A 15818-nucleotide genomic window follows, 5' to 3' on the forward strand; every position below is an offset into this window, starting at 1 on the left:
ACGGGTCTCCCCAGCCACCGGACCCGGCCGGCTCGCCGGACCGCTCCGCCGGCTCCCCTGCCGGCCGGAACTCCGGGCGCCCCTGCGCGTCTGGGAAGTCCGACGGCCTGCGTCCGTCGTCGGGGCGCGTCTCGTCGGTCATCTAGGTCTCACCACTCCTTGCTCGACACCGCAATCCTGGCGCGATAGGCATACGAGAGTCGTAAAGCATGTGTCAGGAATCGCCGTTATGAGCGCGGACTCCGACAAAATACCGATCCCAGATCGTATGCCCCTGACGCTGTCGACTACGCCAACCGAGTATTCCAGGCTCTGACCGCTGGTCAGGGCGTGGCGGTGGGAGGAGTGCTCACGGGCGAGTTCTGCTTGATCATCTCGACCGGCGGGGGCGAGGTGCTCTGGCCCGAACCGGAGACCGCGAAGAAGGTGCCGAGGGCGACGGCCGCGGACACCACGCCGACCGCCACGTAGGAGCCACGCCGCCTAGCGCCGCGGCCAGGGCCCGAACCGCCACCATTCGCGTTGCGCGGCCGGTTGTCCGGCGGGGCGATGCTGTGCGGCCCAGGAAGGGGCACCCCGCCGAACGTCCGGGTAGGGAAAGGCCGCTCCCGAGGCGGCAGCGGGCCGCCCGGCTCCGCCATCCGCAGCAACGACATGGTCAGGTCCGCCGGCATGGCCAGCTCGTCGAGCGAGCGCAGGCGCGACTTCAGCGCCCGCATCGACTCGACCTCGTGCCTGCAGTCGGCACAGAAAGCCAGGTGGGCGAGAGCACGATCACGTTCGGTGTGATTGAGCTCGCCGTCCACCAGGGCGGACACACGTTCTCCAAGATGCGACATATCAGACTTCCTCCCCACGGGTCCCGGACGGGAATGCTGGCGGGGGGAGTTGTGAGTTGCGGGGAGCCCGGTGATCGAGCGCCTCGCGCAACTGCGCCCGGCCACGGTGAATACGGCTGCGGACCGTGCCCAGCTTGACGCCGAGCGTGGCCGCGATCTCCTCGTAGGACAGGCCCTCGATGTCGCACAGCACGATCGCCGCCCGGAACTCCGGCGCGAGCGCGTCGAGCGCCGCCTGGATGTCGGGCTCGAGATGGGCGTCGTCGAACGCCTGTGCCGGCGACGGCTCGCGACCGCGCAGCCGCTCGGCGGCGTCGTCGGCGAGCCCCTCGAAGCGGATGCGCTGCTTGCGCCGGGCCATGTCGAGGAACAGGTTCGTCGTGATCCGGTGCAGCCAGCCCTCGAACGTGCCAGGCGTGTAGCTGGACAGCGACCTGAAGACCCGTACGAAGACCTCCTGTGTGAGGTCTTCGGCGTCATGAACGTTGCCGGTCAGGCGATACGCCAGCCGATAAACGCGGGCGGAGTGTGTCCGCACCACTTCCTCCCAGGTGGGAGGCGTCCAGTCGGACACGGGAGCATCGGCCTGGTGGTCGCTCTCGTCCACCAGAACTCCTCTCTCTGGGACCACCGCTACCGCCATAGTGCCTGGTTTCGTCCCTTCATGCGCACTGCCTGCCTTCCGGACCGGCAAAGCCCGTTTAAACCTGCAACGCCGCAAGGTGCTCCTGAGTTCCCGTCCTGGCGTGTCTCCCCTAGGCTGCGATCGGTGACCAATCGCACGAAAGTGGGGGGAGGGGGCCGATGACCAGTCCGGTAGAGGCCACTCTGGCCTATGCGGAGCAGTTCCATCACGAGGATGAGATCCTGCACGCGGCGCGCCGGCGCGGCCTGGAGATGGGCGCGCCGCCCATCCTTCCGGGAGGCGGGGCCGCACTCTGCTTCCTCACCTCGGCGCTGAACGCCAAGTCGGTCGTCGAGATCGGCACCGGGTGCGGCGTCTCCGGGCTCTGGCTGCTCCGCGGCATGCGCCAGGACGGCACGCTGACCAGCGTGGACGTGGAGCCCGAGCACCAGCGGCTGGCCCGGCAGGCGTTCGCGGAGGCCGGTTTCGCCGGCGGGCGGGTGCGGCTCATCACCGGCCGCGCGCTCGACGTGCTGCCCCGGCTCTCCGACGGGGGCTACGACATGGTCTTCGCCGACGGGGCCAAGCAGGAGTACGCCGACTACCTGGCCGAAGCGGTCCGGCTGCTGCGGGTGGGCGGCATCGTGGCCTTCGACAACGCGCTGTGGCACCACCGGGTCGCCGACCCCGCCCAGCGCGACCCCGACACGGTCGCGCTGCGCGAGCTGGGCAAGCTCGTGCAGGCCGACGACCGCCTCCGCGCGCTGCTGATCCCCCTCGGCGACGGCCTGCTCGCCGCCGTCAAGGTCGCCGCCTAGCGGCCCACCGCCGGGCTGGTCCCGGCCGGACCAGGCCGAGGCCGCGCGGGCCCCGGCCGGACCGGGCCACCGCCGGCCGGAGCTCGCGGCGTCACCCCCTGGTCAGCCACTCCAGCAGCATCCGCACCCCGAACCCCGTCGCCCCCTTGGTGAGCACGCCCTCGTCGACGGTGCTGCGCCCGACACCCGCGATGTCGAGGTGGGCCCACGGCCGCTTGCCCGCGAACTCCCGCAGGAACAGCGCCGCCGTGATCGACCCGGCGCCGTAGGTGGAGCCCTGTTCGACGTTGGCCAGGTCGGCGATCGACGACTCCAGCGCCGGCGCGTAGTCCTCGATCAGCGGCATCCGCCACAGCCGGTCGTCGGCGGCCTGACCGGCGTCCAGCAGCTCCGCCGCCAACTCGTCGTCGTTGGCGTAGACGGCGCCCACGCTGCGGCCGAGCGCGACGGTGATGGCCCCGGTGAGCGTGGCCACGTCGACCACCGCGTCGGGGTCGAGCTCGGCGTCGGCGTAGGCCAGCGCGTCGGCCAGCACCAGCCGGCCTTCGGCGTCGGTGTTGAGCACCTCGACCGTGCGGCCGCCGTAGTGGGTGATGACGTCGCTGGGCCGCTGGGCCGTGCCCGAGGGCATGTTCTCGGCCGCCGCGACCAGGCCGGTGACCCGCACGGGGGCGCCCAGCGCGGCGAGCGCGCCCAGCACGGCGATCACGACGGCGCCGCCCGCCATGTCCGTCTTCTGCGTCTTCATGTTCTCGGTCGGCTTGAGCGACAGGCCGCCCGAGTCGAACGTGATCCCCTTGCCCACCAGCACGACGTGCCGAGTGGCGGGCCCCTCGGGGGTGTAGGAGAGCTGGATGAGCCGGGGCGGGCTGACCGAGCCCCGGCCAACGGCGAGGATGCCGCCGAACCCGTCGGCCTGCAACTGCTCCTCGTCCCAGACCCGCACCGGGACGCCCTGCTCGGCGGCCCGCTCGGCCAGCCAGGCGGGGTTCTTGACCGAGGCCGGGGTGTTGGCCAGGTCGCGGGCCAGGGCCACGGCCTGGGCGACGCGCTCGCCCCGCCGTACGGACTGCTCGTCGGCGCCGGCGAACCGCAGCGCGCGCACGGGCTGCCTGCCCGGCGCGCCGATCCTGAAGGAGTAGGCGGCCAGCAGCGCGGCCTCCGCGAACGCGGCGACGTCACCCTCGGGGGTCACCACGGTCAGCTCGGCCCGGCCCTTCGCGCGGCGCGTCAGCAGCGCCGCCGCCTTGCGCAGCGAGCCCGGCGAACCGTCGCCGACGCCGTAGAGCAGGACACGGCCGACACCGCCCTCCCGTGCCACGGGGACCTCGACGATCTCCCCCGCCTCCCCCTTGGCCTCGTGGTGGGCCAGCAGGTCGGGCACCGGCACCGCGAGGTCGAGCGTGAGCGCCGGCGTCAGGTCGGAGGCGTAGGGGACGGCCAGCAGCTCGGCGTCTGCGGGGACGTCGGTGACCACCGATGCAGTGGTCTCTATGGGCACGGAATCTCTCCTTCGACAAACATCGACCCTGGCGCGGAAGGACGCCAGGGTCGTGGATCAGATCGGATCGGGAGCTCTCAGCCGACGACGTTCTTCAACGCCTCGCCGAGCGCCTTCGCCTCGTCGGCGGAAATCTCCACGACAAGCCGGCCGCCACCCTCCAGGGGGACCCGCATGACAATGCCGCGCCCTTCCTTGGTGACCTCGAGCGGACCATCGCCGGTCCGCGGCTTCATCGCCGCCATGCGTGCATCCCTTCCTGCCTTGGGCTCCCGCGGCCCGCGATTTTTCAGACCGCCCGTCAGGGAGGGCGGCGCATTCATGTCATCTGTGATGTCCTATTCTCCCGCATCGAGAGCGCTCATGGGTAACGATCTCCTCCCAGAATGCGTTGTCGAGGGTGCCGAAGAGCACCAAACTGGACTGCGTGCACGCACACGCCGCCCGGCTCGACCTCGCCGGCGACACCCTGTCCTCCCGTCGCGGACGGGGTCCGGCCGCGGTTCCCGCGCGGCACGCGAAGCCCTCGGAGATCGCCGTTCCGGCCGTGCGCGCAGCGGTTTCCCGCCTGGTGCCGGAGGGGTCGTCGCGACCGGTGAGGCCGCCTCGGGGCGCCGGCAGCGGGTTCGCTCCGGCGCGCCTGCGAAGGCCGGACGAGGCCGCACGGAGAATTTACCGAGCGCTGGAGGCGGCCCGCCTCCCGCACACCGCCGGGTACGCCGACAGGGAGTTGCCGTGATCCGTTATGACGTGACCGACGCCGTCGCCGCCATCACGCTCGACCGGCCCGACGCGATGAACTCGCTGACGACCGAGCTCAAGGCGGCCCTGCTGGACGCGCTGCGCCGGGCGGCCGGCGATCCGCAGGTCAGGTCGGTGCTGCTGACCGGGTCGGGCCGCGCCTTCTGCGCCGGTCAGGACCTGCGCGAGCACGCCGCCAACCTGGAGGCGGGCCGCGGCCTCGCCGACACCGTCCGGCTGCACTACAACCCGATCGTCGAACTCGTCACCACCATGCCCAAACCGGTGGTGGCCGCCGTCAACGGGGTCGCCGCGGGCGCGGGCGCATCGCTGGCCTTCGCCTGCGACCTGCGGATCGCCTCCGAGAAGGCCAAGTTCGCGCTGGCCTTCGCCGGCATCGGGCTGGCGCCCGACTCGGGCGCCTCCTGGACCCTGCAACGCCTCGTCGGCCCCGGACGGGCGGCCGAGCTGCTCCTCCTCGGCGAGCCGCTCGACGCGGCCCGCGCGCTGGAACTGGGGGTCGTCACCCGGGTGGTGCCCGCCGACGACGTGCTGAAGACCGCCCGCGAGCTCGCGGTACGGCTCGCGCAGGGCCCGACCCTGGCGTACGCGGCCACCAAGCGGGCGCTGGCCTACGCCGCGACGCACGCGCTGCCCGACGCCCTCGCCCTGGAGGCGGAGCTGCAGGACGAGTGCGCGGCGACGGCCGACCACCTGGCGGCGACCCGGGCCTTCCTGTCCAAGGAACGGCCGGTCTTCGGCGGCCGGTGAACGCTCAGGCCCGGCCGGACCCGGCGTGCGCGTCAGACCGGACCCGGCGTGCGCGTCAGGCCGGACGGACCCGGGCCACGCAGCCCTCGATGTGGTCGTTGACCAGGCCGATGGCCTGCATGAGCGCGTAGGCGGTGGTCGGGCCGACGAACCTGAACCCGTGCCGCTTCAGCTCCTTGGCCAGCGCCACGGAGCCGGGTGTGGTGGCGGGCACGTCGGCCATGGCCTTCGGCACCGGAGCGTCGGGGTCGGCGTAGCGCCACACCAGCTCCGACAGCCCCACGGGCAGGTCCTGCGCCGCCCTTGCGTTGCCGATGGCCGCCTCCACCTTGGCGCGGTTGCGCACGATGCCGGGGTCGGCGAGCAGCCGCTCCACGTCGTGCTCGGTGTACGCGGCCACCTTCGCGATGGAGAAGCCGTCGAACGCGGCGCGGAAGTTCTCGCGCTTGCGCAGGATCGTCAGCCACGACAGGCCCGACTGGAACGCCTCCAGGGTGACGCGTTCGTAGACCTGGTCGTCGCCGCGGACCGGGCGGCCCCACTCGTCGTCGTGGTAGGCGATGTAGAGCGGGTCGGCCATGCCCGTCCAGGTGCAGCGGATGAGGTCGGTCACCGGCGCTCGTCCCCGTCCTTGCCGGCCGCCGCGCGCACGGGCTCCCCCGTCTCCCCCGTCTCCCGTGGCTCCTCCGGCTGCTGCGCCGCCGTGCCACGGGTCTCCGCGCCGCCGCCGCTCGGCGCGGAGGGGCCGGTCCCACCGGACGCCGCGGTCTCAGCCTGAGGCACGTCGGAGGTGGACACGTCCGAGGTGGGCGCGTCGGAGGCGGGCGCGTCGGAGGCGGACGGCTCGGCCGCAGGGGTGGGCGCGGCCGTGGGCTCGGGGAGGGCCTGGACAGTGGCGGCCGGCTGGGGGTGGCCGGGCTCGGGGAGCTCCAGCGGCACGGCGGGCGCCTCCGGCTCGTGGTCGGTGCGCGGGCCCGCGCCGGGCGCCGCGTAGGCCTCCTGGCGCGCGTGCAGCCGGCTCGCCAGCAGCTCCGCGACCCGCTGCTCCAGGACGGCGATCCGGGTGTCACGGGCGCTGATGGCGCCGGCGGCCCGGCGCAGGGTCTCGTCGACGCTCTGCGTGTGGTAGCCGACGAGATTGACCGGCAGCCGCAGCGCCATGAAGTCGACGGCCGTGAGCTGCTGCGCCTCGGGCAGCTCTAGCGGGGGCACGTCCGGCGGGAACTCGGTCAGCTCACCGCCCCTGCCCAGCGAGACCAGGACCACGCAGGCCAGGATGGCGAGGGCGGCGATGGCGAGTATGACCAGCACATTGGCATCGTACTCATACCTTCGAGGCATGAGTCCCGCACTTTGCGCGGTCGGTGCGCCTTCGGGCATGCCCGGCGCCGGGTCAGGGAGTGGCCTCGCCCAACTCCTCCACGCTGGGCCTCATGTGCTGGGCCCGTCCCTCCAGGTGGTCGAGCGCCTCCTCCACCGACGTGGTCCAGGAGATGGCGTCGAAGACGTTCGCCCGGGTGAAGCCCTGGTCGTACATGGACTCCACGAGGGCGCGCAGCGGGGCGTACAGACCCCACGGGTCGAGGATGACCAGGGGCTTGTCGTGGATGCCGAGGACCCGCGCCGTCCAGATCTCGAACAGTTCCTCCAGCGTGCCGATGCCGCCGGGCAGGACGAGGAAGGCGTCGGAGCGCGCGTCCATGACGCCCTTGCGTTCGCGCATGTCGGCGGTGACGACCAGGTCGTCGGAGTCGTGGTCGGCGATCTCGACGTCCACGAGCACCTGCGGGATCACGCCGATCGTCCGGCCGCCCGCCGCGCGGGCGGCCGCTGTGACGGCGCCCATGCAGGAGACGGTGGCGCCGCCGCTGACCAACGTGTGGCCGCGCTCGGCCAGCTCGGCGCCCACCCGCGTCGCCAGGTCGAGATACTTGGGGTCGATCTTCTGACTGGAGGAGCAAAAGACACAGACGTTCACGGCACGTCAGCCTATTGCGGCTCGGCGTCGTGGCTCGCGACCGCCTCCTGCTCCTCCCGCAGATGCCGTGACCGGGCCCGGTCGGAGTCGACGATGACGCGCACGGCCTCGTCGACGTCGTCGGTGACGGTGATCAGATCGAGGTCACGCTCGGAGATCTTGCCCGTGCCGAGGAGCGACCGTTTGATCCAGTCGAGCATGCCGCCCCAGAACTCCGAGCCCATCAGCACGACGGGGAACGAGGTCACCTTCTGCGTCTGCACCAGCGTCAGCGCCTCGAACAGCTCGTCCAGCGTGCCGAAGCCGCCGGGCAGCGCGATGAAGCCGCACGAGTACTTGACGAACATGGTCTTGCGCACGAAGAAGTAGCGGAACTCGATGCCGAGGTCCACGTAGTCGTTCATGCGCTGCTCGAAGGGCAGCTCGATGCCGAGCCCCACCGACCACGCGCTGTCGACCTCGCGGGCGCCCCTGTTGGCCGCCTCCATCACCCCCGGTCCGCCGCCGGTGATGACGGCGTAGCCGGCTTCGGCGACGGCCCGGCCGAGGGCCAGGCCCATGGCGTACTCGGCGGAGTCGCCGGGTGTGCGGGCCGAGCCGAAGATGGTGACGGCCCTGGGCAGCTCGGCGAGCTGACCGAAGCCCTCCACGAACTCCGCCTGGATGCGCATCACCCGCCACGGGTCCATGTGCAGCCAGTCGGCGGGCCCCTGCCGGTCGAGCAGCCGCTGGTCGTGCGTGGACTCCGGCACGAGTCTGCCGCGCACCACGGCCTGTCCCTGACGGCGTTCGCGACGTGTCCTATCCATGCCGAGCACGCTAGTCCCCTTCGCGGGTCCCCGCCTCCCCGGTGCGGGCCGGGTCGCCGGCCGCGAGGGAAGGCGTCCCGACCTCCCGGGGCGGCTTCGAGCCCATCCGCGGGGGGCGTCGCACCTGGTGGACGGCCTGTTACAGGCTCTGCAAAAAATCTTGAAAAAAGCAGGGAACCGGATTTCGACTCCCCTGCGTCTAACTGCCGAGGGTGCTGCTCGGGACTGAAAGTGGCTTTCCCCGCCAAATGGCCGGCGAGGAAAGCCACTTTCATTTTGTCAGCCAGTCCAGCATGGCCCGCTCGCTCTCCACGATCTTGGAAAGCGACACGTACTCCCCCTGCTGGTGCGCCAGGTTCGGATCGCCCGGCCCGTAGTTGACCGCCGGCACCCCCAGCGCCGCGAACCTGGCCACGTCGGTCCATCCCAGCTTGGCCCGCGGCTCGCCGCCCACGGCCGCGGTGAAGGCCGCCGCCACCGGGTGCGTCAGGCCCGGCCGGGCGGCCGGGGCCCCGTCCGTGAAGCTCACCTCGAAGCCGTCGAACACCTCGCGCACGTGCTCCCGCGCCTCCGTCAGGCCGAGGTCGGGCGCGAAGCGGTAGTTGACCGTGACCACGCAGGAGTCGGGGATCACGTTGCCGGCGACGCCGCCGCGGACGCCCACGGCGTTGAGCCCCTCGTGGTAGCGCAGCCCGTCGACCACCGGCTGCCGCGCCTGGTAGGCGTTCAGCCTGGCCAGGACGGGCTCGATGCCGTGGATGGCGTTGACGCCGAACCACGACCGGGCGCTGTGCGCGCGCTTGCCGGTCACCAGCACATCGGCGCGCAGGGTGCCCTGGCAGCCGCCCTCGATGACCCCGTCGGTCGGCTCCATGAGCACCGCGAAGTCGGCGGCCAGCCAGCCGGCGTGGTCGCGGGCCACCCGGGTCAGCCCGTTGCGCTCCGCCTCGATCTCCTCGCAGTCGTAGAAGACGAACGTGACGTCACGGTTGGGCTCGGGCACCATGGCCGCCAGCTTCAGCGCGACCGCGACGCCCGCCTTCATGTCGGAGGTGCCGCAGCCGTACAGCAGATCCCCCTCGACGCGGCTGGGCAGGTTGGCGTGCACGGGCACGGTGTCGAGGTGGCCGGCGATCAGCACGCGTTCGGCGCGGCCGAGCGCGGTGCGGGCGACGACCGTCTCCCCCGACCGGTCGACCGTGAGGTGGGGCAGCGCGCCGAGGGCCCGCTCCACCTCGTCGGCGAGCACGCGTTCGGCGCCGCTCACCGACTCGACGTCCACGATGGCGGCGGTCAGCGTCCGCACGTCCTGCGTCAGGTCCAGCATCAGGTGTTCACCCCATGTTCGCGCAGCACCTCGTTGAGCGCCGCCTTGTCGTGCCGCCGGCCCGGCTCCAGCCGCTTGATCACCAGGACGCACGGCATGCCGAACGTGCCGCCGGGGAACTCCTTGGGCCTGGTGCCGCCGACGGCCACGCACCAGTCGGGGATCCGGCCGCGGCCCAGTTCCTCGCCCGTCTGCACGTCCACGACCGGGATCGTCGCGGACAGGATGGTGCCCGCGCCCACGACGGCGCCGCGGCCCACCCGGGCCCCCTCGACGATCATCGCCCGGCTGCCGATCAGCGCTTCGTCCTCGACCACCACGGGCACGGCACCGGGCGGCTCCAGCACGCCGCCGATGCCCACGCCGCCCGACAGGTGCACGTCGCGGCCAATCTGGGCGCAGGAGCCGACCGTGGCCCACGTGTCGACCATCGTGCCGGCGCCGACGTACGCGCCGATATTGACGAACGACGGCATCAGCACCACACCGGGGGCGGCGTAGGAGCCCCAGCGCGCGATGGCGCCCGGCACCACCCGCACACCCTCGAAGGTGGTCTTGAGCGGGTGCCGGTCGTGGTGCTGGAAGTCACCCACCTGCGAACGGATCATGCCGAGCACCGTGAACGACAGCAGGATCGCCCGCTTGGCCCGCTCGTCCACCACGACGTCGTCGCCGGCCACCTCGGCGACCCGCGCCTTGCCCAGGTCGAGCAGGTCGATCGCGGACACCACCACGGCACGCGCCTCGGCGTCGTCCGGCGACAGCTCCGCGCGACGCTCCCACAGGCGGTCGATCGCCCGAGGCAGCGGCGACGCCGTGCTCTGCTCACTCATGACCCGTGAGCTTATCCGGCCGGGTAGGTTCTTCAGCGTGCGGCTGCGTTTCTCCCGCGGTGTCATCACCATCGCGGCCATCGTCGTGGTGCTCGCGGTGGGGATCTCCGTGGGCCTCTACCACCTGCTCAAGAGGGCGACGCCGCTGGCCGTTCCGGAGGCCTACTGCAGTGTGCGCACCCCGGAGGGCGCCGACGAGCTGGACATCGAGCAGGCGCAGATCTCCGCCACCATCGCCGCCGTCGCCGCGCGGCGGCGGCTGCCCGAACGGGCCGTGGTGATCGCCTACGCGACGGCGTTGCAGGAGTCGAAGCTGCAGAACCTCGCCTGGGGCGACCGCGACTCCGTCGGGGTGTTCCAGCAGCGACCGTCGCAGGGCTGGGGCACGGTCAAGCAGCTCACCGATCCGGTCTACGCGACGAACAAGTTCTTCGCGGCGCTGGTCAAGGTGAAGAACTACCGCAAGCTGCCGCTGGCCGAGGCCGCGCAGGCGGTGCAGCGCTCGGCGGCCGGCTACGCCTACGGGCCGCACGAGCCGCGGGCCAGGATCCTCGCGGCGGCGTTCACCGGCCGCGTTCCGCGGGCCGTGCACTGCTGGCACCCGCCCGCCCCGGCGAAGGGGGCCAAGGGGCGGAGCGCGCCGCCGCAGGCGAGGACCGCTGAGGCGCGCCGCCAGTTGGCGCGGGCGATCGGCGACACCGCGGTCACCAACCGGCGGCGCGGCTGGCTGATCGCCGCCTGGTCCGTGGCCCACGCGCAGAAGTACGGCGTGAGCCGGGTCGGCTACGGCGGCGCCACCTGGGTCAACGACATGCGGGCCGAGGGCTGGCGAGGCGGCGGCTCGTCCGGCACGGCCCGCGTCGAGCTGTCGTAGGACGGTCAGACGGTCAGGGCTGTCACGGGGCGCGGCTGACGAAGTCGATGGAGCCGGGAGGCAGCGGCTGGGCGTAGCTGGCCGTCCAGCCGCGGCCCTGGATGCGCTCGAAGGACAGCAGCCGTCCGTCGGAGGCGCGGTAGTCGGCGAAGTCGAGCAGCCCACGCTCGGGGATGCCGGTCTCGCCCTCGCACCTGAACGCCGCCGTGCCGCGATCGACGGGGAAGAACTCGACGCCCTCCATGATCAGCATGCTCTTGGCGGGGACCATGCCCTGGGTGGGCACCTCGGTCCACAGGAGCACCTCCAGGTGGGGCGGATCGCCGTCGGCCAGCCCCTGGCGCACCTCGACCGACAGCCACTGGAAGCGGCGGGCGGCGTCGCGCAGCAGGTGTTCGGTCCACTCCTGGCCCTGCCACGAGATGTACACGGCGCCGAGCACGCTGGCGGGCTGGCCGTGGACCCGGATCCGGTCACCGACCTTGATCGTGCGGGGGTCGGCGTAGTCGTGCCCCGCATAGCCGACCGCCCCCACCGGCGCCGGCAGCGGGGGCTCCACGGGAGCGGCCTCAACCGGCGTCGCGGTCGCGCGGCCCTTCCTGTCCTGTCGCAGGGTGGCGAGGAAGGCCCCCAGCAACAGCAGGACGGTGGCGATGCTCAGCCCGAGTACGACCATGGCGGTCATGCTCATCGATCAGCTCGCTCCACTCGCGGTCTGCCTCGGCAAACGCCCTTATCCACTTATGCTCGTGCGGGCCCGCGCGGGCGGGCCGGTTTGACGGGGGATCCTACTGGAGGCGCCGCACCGCCGCATCGACGCGTTCGTCCGTGGCCGTCACGGCGATGCGGATGTGCCTGTCGCCCGCTGATCCGTAGAAATCACCCGGCGCGACCAAAATACCGATTTCAGCGAGCTTGCCTACCTGATCCCAGGACTTTTCTCCGTTGGTCGCCCAGAAGTAGAGGCCGGCTGTCGAATGGTCGATGCGCCAACCGGCACGCTCCAGCGCCGGGCGCAGCCGGTCCCGGCGGCCCGCGTAGCGCTCGCGCTGCTCCTCGGCGTGCGCGTCGTCGCCGAGCGCGGCCGCCATCGCGGCCTGCACCGGCGCCGGCATCATCATGCCGGCGTGCTTGCGGGTCTCCAGCAGACGCTTGACGAGCGCCGGATCGCCGGTGACGAACCCGGCCCGGTAGCCGGCCAGGTTGGACCGTTTGGACAGCGAATGGACGGCGAGCAGCCCCTCATGAGAGCCGCCGCAGACGTCGGGATGCAGGATGGAGACGGGTCGCTCCTCCCATCCCAGCTCGATGTAGCACTCGTCGGAGGCGACGACCGCGCCCCGCTCGCGCGCCCACGCCACCACCTTGCGCAGGTGCTCGGCCGGCAGCACCCGGCCCGTGGGGTTGCTCGGGGAGTTGACCCAGACGAGGTCGGCGCGCTCGGGCCCGAGCGCGAGCAGACCGTCGGAAGCCAGCGCGGAGGCCCCGGCCAGCCGAGCCCCCACGTCGTAGGTCGGGTAGGCCAGCTCGGGATGAACGACCCGCCCGGCTCCCAGGTAGGTCGGCAGCCAGGCGACGAGCTCCTTGGTGCCGATGACGGGCAGCACGTCGCGCTGGTCGACGCCGACGCCGAGCCTGCGGCTCAGCCAGCCCACGGCGGCCTCCCGCAGCTCCCGGGTGCCGTGGGTCATCGGATAGCCGGGACTGTCGGCCGCCCCGGCCAGGGCGGCCTGGACGATCCGTGGCACCGGGTCGACCGGGGTGCCGACCGACAGGTCGACGATGCCGTCGGCGTGCGCGCGGGCGCGCTCCTTGTACGGCTCCAGCCGGTCCCAGGGGAAGTCGGGCAGGGTGTTCACGGATCTCCAGATCTTCGTGCGTGCGGACGTCGGCGAGCCGCCCCGGACCGCCGGTCGTGGACGGCCGCGGCGCCCCCCGCAGGCGCGGCGGCTAGTCGCCCTCGCCCTGCGGAGGCAGCGCCGCCACGACGGGGTGGTCCTTCTCGATCTTGCCGACCTTGGAGGCGCCGCCGGGCGACCCCAGATCCTCGAAGAAGTCCACGTTCGCCTTGTAGAAGTCCTTCCACTGCTCGGGAAGGTCGTCCTCGTAGAAGATCGCCTCGACGGGGCACACAGGCTCACACGCGCCGCAGTCCACGCACTCGTCGGGGTGAATGTAAAGCATGCGCTCGCCCTCGTAGATGCAATCGACGGGGCATTCCTCGATGCACGCCTTGTCCAGGACGTCCACGCAAGGCTGCGCGATGACGTAGGTCACCTCGAGCTCCTTCTCTTCGCCACCATGGCATGACTCTGACCGCGGTTTGCTAGCTCCTAGTATTGCCGTGCTTGCCTTCAGGCCGAAACGGAGGTGGCCAACTCGTGGCCGCTCGCCTCACCGTCGCCGTCACCGAAGCCGATGTCGGTGCCCGGATCACCACGCGCAGACGGGTTCCCGGCGGGTTCCGTGACGCCGTCGGAATCCTGGAGTCCTGGGATCGCGGCGTGTTGCGCGTCCGTAAACGGGACGGCACCGTCGTGGAGATCGTTGCAGAGGAGCTGGTAGCAGCCAAGGTCGTCCCGGCCGCGCCTCCTCGACCTCAGCGGATGTGACGGTAAGTATTCACCGTGTGACCGTACGTATTTGTGCCGCTGCGGCAGCCATCCTCGTCAGCGCCGGATGCGGCGCGTCCACCACGCAGGCCAGACCGCTCGCGCCCGTCAACGTCAAGGCGATGTCCATGAAGGAGGGCTTCGGCGACCTCGAACGACTCGCCGAGGCCGCCCGGAGCGAGGGCGCGCTCACGGTGATCGCGCTCCCCCGCGACTGGGCGAACTACGGCGAGATCATCGACACCTTCGCCGAGAAGTACGACATCAAGGTCGACGAACTGGAGCCCGGCGCCAGCAGCCAGCGCCAGATCGAGGCCGCCGGCCGGCTGAAGCCGGACGTGTTCGACCTCACACTGGACGTGGCCGTGGCCAACGCCGCCAGGTTCGCCCCGTACAAGGTGCAGGGGTGGCCCGACCTGCCCGACAACGTCAAGGATCCCTCCGGCGCCTGGTACGGCGCCTACGGCGGCTACATGTCGATCGGGTACGACCCGCGCGCCGTCCCCGCGCCGGCCTCGTTCGCCGACCTGCTCAAACCCGGCTACACCGTCGCGCTCGACGGCGACCCGCTGCGTTCGGCCGCGGCCTTCGACGGCGTGATGGCCGCCTCCCTGCACAACGGCGCGCCCGACCCGCGGCGCGGGGTGCAGATCTTCGCCAAGCTGCGCAGGACCGGGCGGCTCACCGAACCGGCCAAGGCCAACACCGTCGTCGGCTGGGACCACCTCAACGCGGCCCGCGGCGCGCGGCAGCCCGGCTCCTGGAAGGTCACGATCCCGAAGGACGCACCGCTCGGCGAGTACCGCTTCCAGGCGATCAACAAGGACGCGCCGCACCCGGCGGCGGCCCGGCTGTGGCAGGAGTTCCTCTTCTCCGACGAGGGCCAGAACCTCCTGCAGAAGGGCTACGCCCGCCCGGCCCGCGCCGAGGCCATGCTCATGCGCGGCACGTTGGACACCGAGCAGACCGCGAAGCTGCCCGCCGCGCCCGGCCCGCCCGTCCTGCTGACGATCCCCCAGCTCGACGCGGGCAAGTCCTACCTGAAGAAGGAATGGGCGAAGAGCGGCTGATGGGCCGAATGTGACTTTGTATGTCGTAGGGACGCTCAGCCTCTAAAGTGAACGGACAGCACGGCCACGGGGGCCCGCGGTCCGACGAATGTGAGCTGATCGTCTTGCGCTATGACGCACCGAGCGTGGAGCGGTGGAGCAGTCGCGCCTACGACGGCAGTTTCGGCTACGTGACCCCCCAGGGCGCTCCCCTCGTCGACCTGCTCGACCCGCGACCGGGCGAGCGGGTGCTGGACCTCGGCTGCGGCACCGGGGTCCTGACCGCCCAGATCGCCGCACGGGGAGCCGAGGTGCTCGGCATCGACGGCTCCCCCGCCATGATCGAGAAGGCGCTGGCCCAGCACCCCGGCATCGACTTCATCGTCGGCGACGGCCACGACTTCACCGTGGCCCACGCCTACGACGCCGTCTTCTCCAACGCGGCGCTGCACTGGATGAGCCGCGACCCCGGCACCGTCATCGCCAACGTCCGCGAGGCGCTGCGGCCCGGCGGGCGGTTCGTCGCCGAGATGGGCGGCGCGGGCAACTGCGCCGAGCTGACGGCCGCCATGCTGACGGCCTGGCGCGAGTACGGCCTGCGCGAGCCCGACCTGCCCTGGTACTTCCCCACCCCGGCCGAGTACGCCCACCGGCTCGAACGCGAGGGTTTCGTGATCCGGCTGCTCGAATACTCGGACCGGCCGACCCCGCTCGACGAATGCCCCGGCGGCGCGGCCGACTGGGTGCGGATGTTCGCCTCCTCCGTGCTGGCCGGCCTGCCACCGGAGATCGTCCTGCCGCTGCTCCAGCGGGTCAACGAGCTGGCCGCGCCCGCGCTGCGCAGGGAGACCGGCTGGATGGCCGATTACGTGCGCCTCCGGTTCGCCGCCGTCCGGCGTTGATACGTAGTCCATGATGCGTAGGGCAGTTTTGCCAGACTATGGTCTGTTCCGTGGGCGGCGAGACCATGGCTGCACCGCTGTACGCACGTTGAGTGAAGCCTTACGACGACACGGGGGCGTGAGGGGCTGGTGAACGGAA

At 71.7% G+C, this 15818-nt stretch carries 19 protein-coding genes; 6 read left to right on the top strand and 13 right to left on the bottom strand.

The genetic code is table 11. The features are described 5' to 3' along the window. Window positions 1-323: 323 nt before the first annotated feature. Both ACGF0J_RS17280 and sigE read right to left on the bottom strand, forming a co-directional pair. On the bottom strand, window positions 324-818 hold the full coding sequence (locus tag ACGF0J_RS17280) for an anti-sigma factor family protein (RefSeq protein WP_393146759.1): 495 nt from the start codon (window positions 816-818) through the stop codon (window positions 324-326). Between the two features lie 22 nt (window positions 819-840). Next, a complete protein-coding gene (gene sigE / locus ACGF0J_RS17285) occupies window positions 841-1482 on the bottom strand; it encodes an RNA polymerase sigma factor SigE (RefSeq protein WP_101788280.1) in 642 nt (213 codons plus the stop codon). Between the two features lie 161 nt (window positions 1483-1643). On the opposite strand from sigE, the gene ACGF0J_RS17290 reads away from it, so the two are divergent. Beyond that, complete coding sequence (locus ACGF0J_RS17290; RefSeq protein WP_393146761.1) at window positions 1644-2282, top strand: O-methyltransferase; 639 nt, start codon at window positions 1644-1646, stop codon at window positions 2280-2282. 91 nt (window positions 2283-2373) lie between these two features. On the opposite strand, the gene ACGF0J_RS17295 is transcribed toward ACGF0J_RS17290, so the two are convergent. Both ACGF0J_RS17295 and ACGF0J_RS17300 read right to left on the bottom strand, forming a co-directional pair. Continuing rightward, window positions 2374-3783, bottom strand: a complete 1410-nt coding sequence (locus tag ACGF0J_RS17295) for a leucyl aminopeptidase (RefSeq protein ID WP_393146763.1) — start codon at window positions 3781-3783, stop codon at window positions 2374-2376. A gap of 77 nt (window positions 3784-3860) precedes the next feature. Continuing rightward, window positions 3861-4028: a DUF3117 domain-containing protein gene (locus tag ACGF0J_RS17300; RefSeq protein WP_020545024.1), complete on the bottom strand. Its 168-nt coding sequence runs from the start codon at window positions 4026-4028 to the stop codon at window positions 3861-3863. A gap of 490 nt (window positions 4029-4518) precedes the next feature. Here ACGF0J_RS17300 and ACGF0J_RS17305 point away from each other — a divergent pair, with 490 nt between their 5' ends. Continuing rightward, window positions 4519-5295, top strand: coding sequence for an enoyl-CoA hydratase-related protein (locus ACGF0J_RS17305; RefSeq protein ID WP_393146765.1), 777 nt, complete (start codon window positions 4519-4521; stop codon window positions 5293-5295). Between the two features lie 55 nt (window positions 5296-5350). On the opposite strand, the gene ACGF0J_RS17310 is transcribed toward ACGF0J_RS17305, so the two are convergent. The 6 genes from ACGF0J_RS17310 to ACGF0J_RS17335 form a co-directional block, all read right to left on the bottom strand. Continuing rightward, a complete protein-coding gene (locus ACGF0J_RS17310; RefSeq protein WP_393146767.1) occupies window positions 5351-5908 on the bottom strand; it encodes a DNA-3-methyladenine glycosylase I in 558 nt (185 codons plus the stop codon). Beyond that, window positions 5905-6606: a hypothetical protein gene (locus tag ACGF0J_RS17315; RefSeq protein ID WP_393146769.1), complete on the bottom strand. Its 702-nt coding sequence runs from the start codon at window positions 6604-6606 to the stop codon at window positions 5905-5907. The genes ACGF0J_RS17310 and ACGF0J_RS17315 overlap by 4 nt, the downstream gene beginning before the upstream one ends. Window positions 6607-6688: 82 nt before the next feature. Next, window positions 6689-7273 carry a TIGR00730 family Rossman fold protein gene (locus ACGF0J_RS17320; protein WP_393146771.1) on the bottom strand — a complete coding sequence of 195 codons (585 nt, stop codon included), beginning with the start codon at window positions 7271-7273 and terminating at the stop codon, window positions 6689-6691. A gap of 11 nt (window positions 7274-7284) precedes the next feature. After that, window positions 7285-8082: a TIGR00730 family Rossman fold protein gene (locus ACGF0J_RS17325; RefSeq protein ID WP_393146773.1), complete on the bottom strand. Its 798-nt coding sequence runs from the start codon at window positions 8080-8082 to the stop codon at window positions 7285-7287. A gap of 271 nt (window positions 8083-8353) precedes the next feature. Continuing rightward, a complete protein-coding gene (gene dapE / locus ACGF0J_RS17330) occupies window positions 8354-9409 on the bottom strand; it encodes a succinyl-diaminopimelate desuccinylase (RefSeq protein WP_393146775.1) in 1056 nt (351 codons plus the stop codon). Further along, window positions 9409-10242: a 2,3,4,5-tetrahydropyridine-2,6-dicarboxylate N-succinyltransferase gene (locus ACGF0J_RS17335; RefSeq protein ID WP_393146777.1), complete on the bottom strand. Its 834-nt coding sequence runs from the start codon at window positions 10240-10242 to the stop codon at window positions 9409-9411. Before ACGF0J_RS17335 ends, dapE begins: the two co-directional genes overlap by 1 nt. Between ACGF0J_RS17335 and ACGF0J_RS17340 the strand changes: the two genes are divergently transcribed. After that, window positions 10241-11116 (top strand): hypothetical protein, encoded by an 876-nt coding sequence (locus ACGF0J_RS17340; RefSeq protein WP_393146779.1) that lies wholly within the window; start codon window positions 10241-10243, stop codon window positions 11114-11116. The genes ACGF0J_RS17335 and ACGF0J_RS17340 overlap by 2 nt on opposite strands. Before the next feature lie 22 nt (window positions 11117-11138). Here the strand turns inward: ACGF0J_RS17340 and ACGF0J_RS17345 are convergent, their stop codons facing one another. The 3 genes from ACGF0J_RS17345 to fdxA all read right to left on the bottom strand — a co-directional run bounded on the left by ACGF0J_RS17345 (window position 11139) and on the right by fdxA (window position 13393). Continuing rightward, window positions 11139-11807: a DUF4178 domain-containing protein gene (locus ACGF0J_RS17345; RefSeq protein WP_393146781.1), complete on the bottom strand. Its 669-nt coding sequence runs from the start codon at window positions 11805-11807 to the stop codon at window positions 11139-11141. Between the two features lie 97 nt (window positions 11808-11904). Next, complete coding sequence (gene dapC, locus ACGF0J_RS17350) at window positions 11905-12975, bottom strand: succinyldiaminopimelate transaminase (protein WP_393146783.1); 1071 nt, start codon at window positions 12973-12975, stop codon at window positions 11905-11907. Between the two features lie 91 nt (window positions 12976-13066). Beyond that, a complete protein-coding gene (fdxA, locus tag ACGF0J_RS17355; RefSeq protein WP_310713081.1) occupies window positions 13067-13393 on the bottom strand; it encodes a ferredoxin in 327 nt (108 codons plus the stop codon). Between the two features lie 104 nt (window positions 13394-13497). On the opposite strand from fdxA, the gene ACGF0J_RS17360 reads away from it, so the two are divergent. The 3 genes from ACGF0J_RS17360 to ACGF0J_RS17370 all read left to right on the top strand — a co-directional run bounded on the left by ACGF0J_RS17360 (window position 13498) and on the right by ACGF0J_RS17370 (window position 15679). After that, on the top strand, window positions 13498-13728 hold the full coding sequence (locus ACGF0J_RS17360; protein ID WP_393146785.1) for a hypothetical protein: 231 nt from the start codon (window positions 13498-13500) through the stop codon (window positions 13726-13728). 17 nt (window positions 13729-13745) lie between these two features. Further along, window positions 13746-14798, top strand: coding sequence for an ABC transporter substrate-binding protein (locus ACGF0J_RS17365; RefSeq protein ID WP_393146786.1), 1053 nt, complete (start codon window positions 13746-13748; stop codon window positions 14796-14798). A 104-nt stretch (window positions 14799-14902) separates the two neighbouring features. After that, the gene (locus ACGF0J_RS17370) at window positions 14903-15679 is read left to right on the top strand and encodes a class I SAM-dependent methyltransferase (RefSeq protein ID WP_393146788.1); all 777 of its coding nucleotides are present in this window, start codon (window positions 14903-14905) and stop codon (window positions 15677-15679) included. The last annotated feature ends 139 nt before the right edge of the window (window positions 15680-15818 follow it).

Source organism: Nonomuraea sp. NPDC047897, from assembly GCF_043204415.1.
GTDB lineage: Bacteria > Actinomycetota > Actinomycetes > Streptosporangiales > Streptosporangiaceae > Nonomuraea.

Bases quoted from the DNA above. Each gene is read 5' to 3' on its own strand.
- ACGF0J_RS17345 (WP_393146781.1), bottom strand. From the start codon at position 11,807: ATGAGCATGACCGCCATGGTCGTACTCGGGCTGAGCATCGCCACCGTC.
- ACGF0J_RS17325 (WP_393146773.1), bottom strand. From the start codon at position 8,082: ATGGATAGGACACGTCGCGAACGCCGTCAGGGACAGGCCGTGGTGCGC.
- ACGF0J_RS17300 (WP_020545024.1), bottom strand. From the start codon at position 4,028: ATGGCGGCGATGAAGCCGCGGACCGGCGATGGTCCGCTCGAGGTCACC.
- ACGF0J_RS17340 (WP_393146779.1), top strand. From the start codon at position 10,241: ATGACCCGTGAGCTTATCCGGCCGGGTAGGTTCTTCAGCGTGCGGCTG.
- ACGF0J_RS17335 (WP_393146777.1), bottom strand. From the start codon at position 10,242: ATGAGTGAGCAGAGCACGGCGTCGCCGCTGCCTCGGGCGATCGACCGC.
- dapE (WP_393146775.1), bottom strand. From the start codon at position 9,409: ATGCTGGACCTGACGCAGGACGTGCGGACGCTGACCGCCGCCATCGTG.
- sigE (WP_101788280.1), bottom strand. From the start codon at position 1,482: ATGGCGGTAGCGGTGGTCCCAGAGAGAGGAGTTCTGGTGGACGAGAGC.
- ACGF0J_RS17290 (WP_393146761.1), top strand. From the start codon at position 1,644: ATGACCAGTCCGGTAGAGGCCACTCTGGCCTATGCGGAGCAGTTCCAT.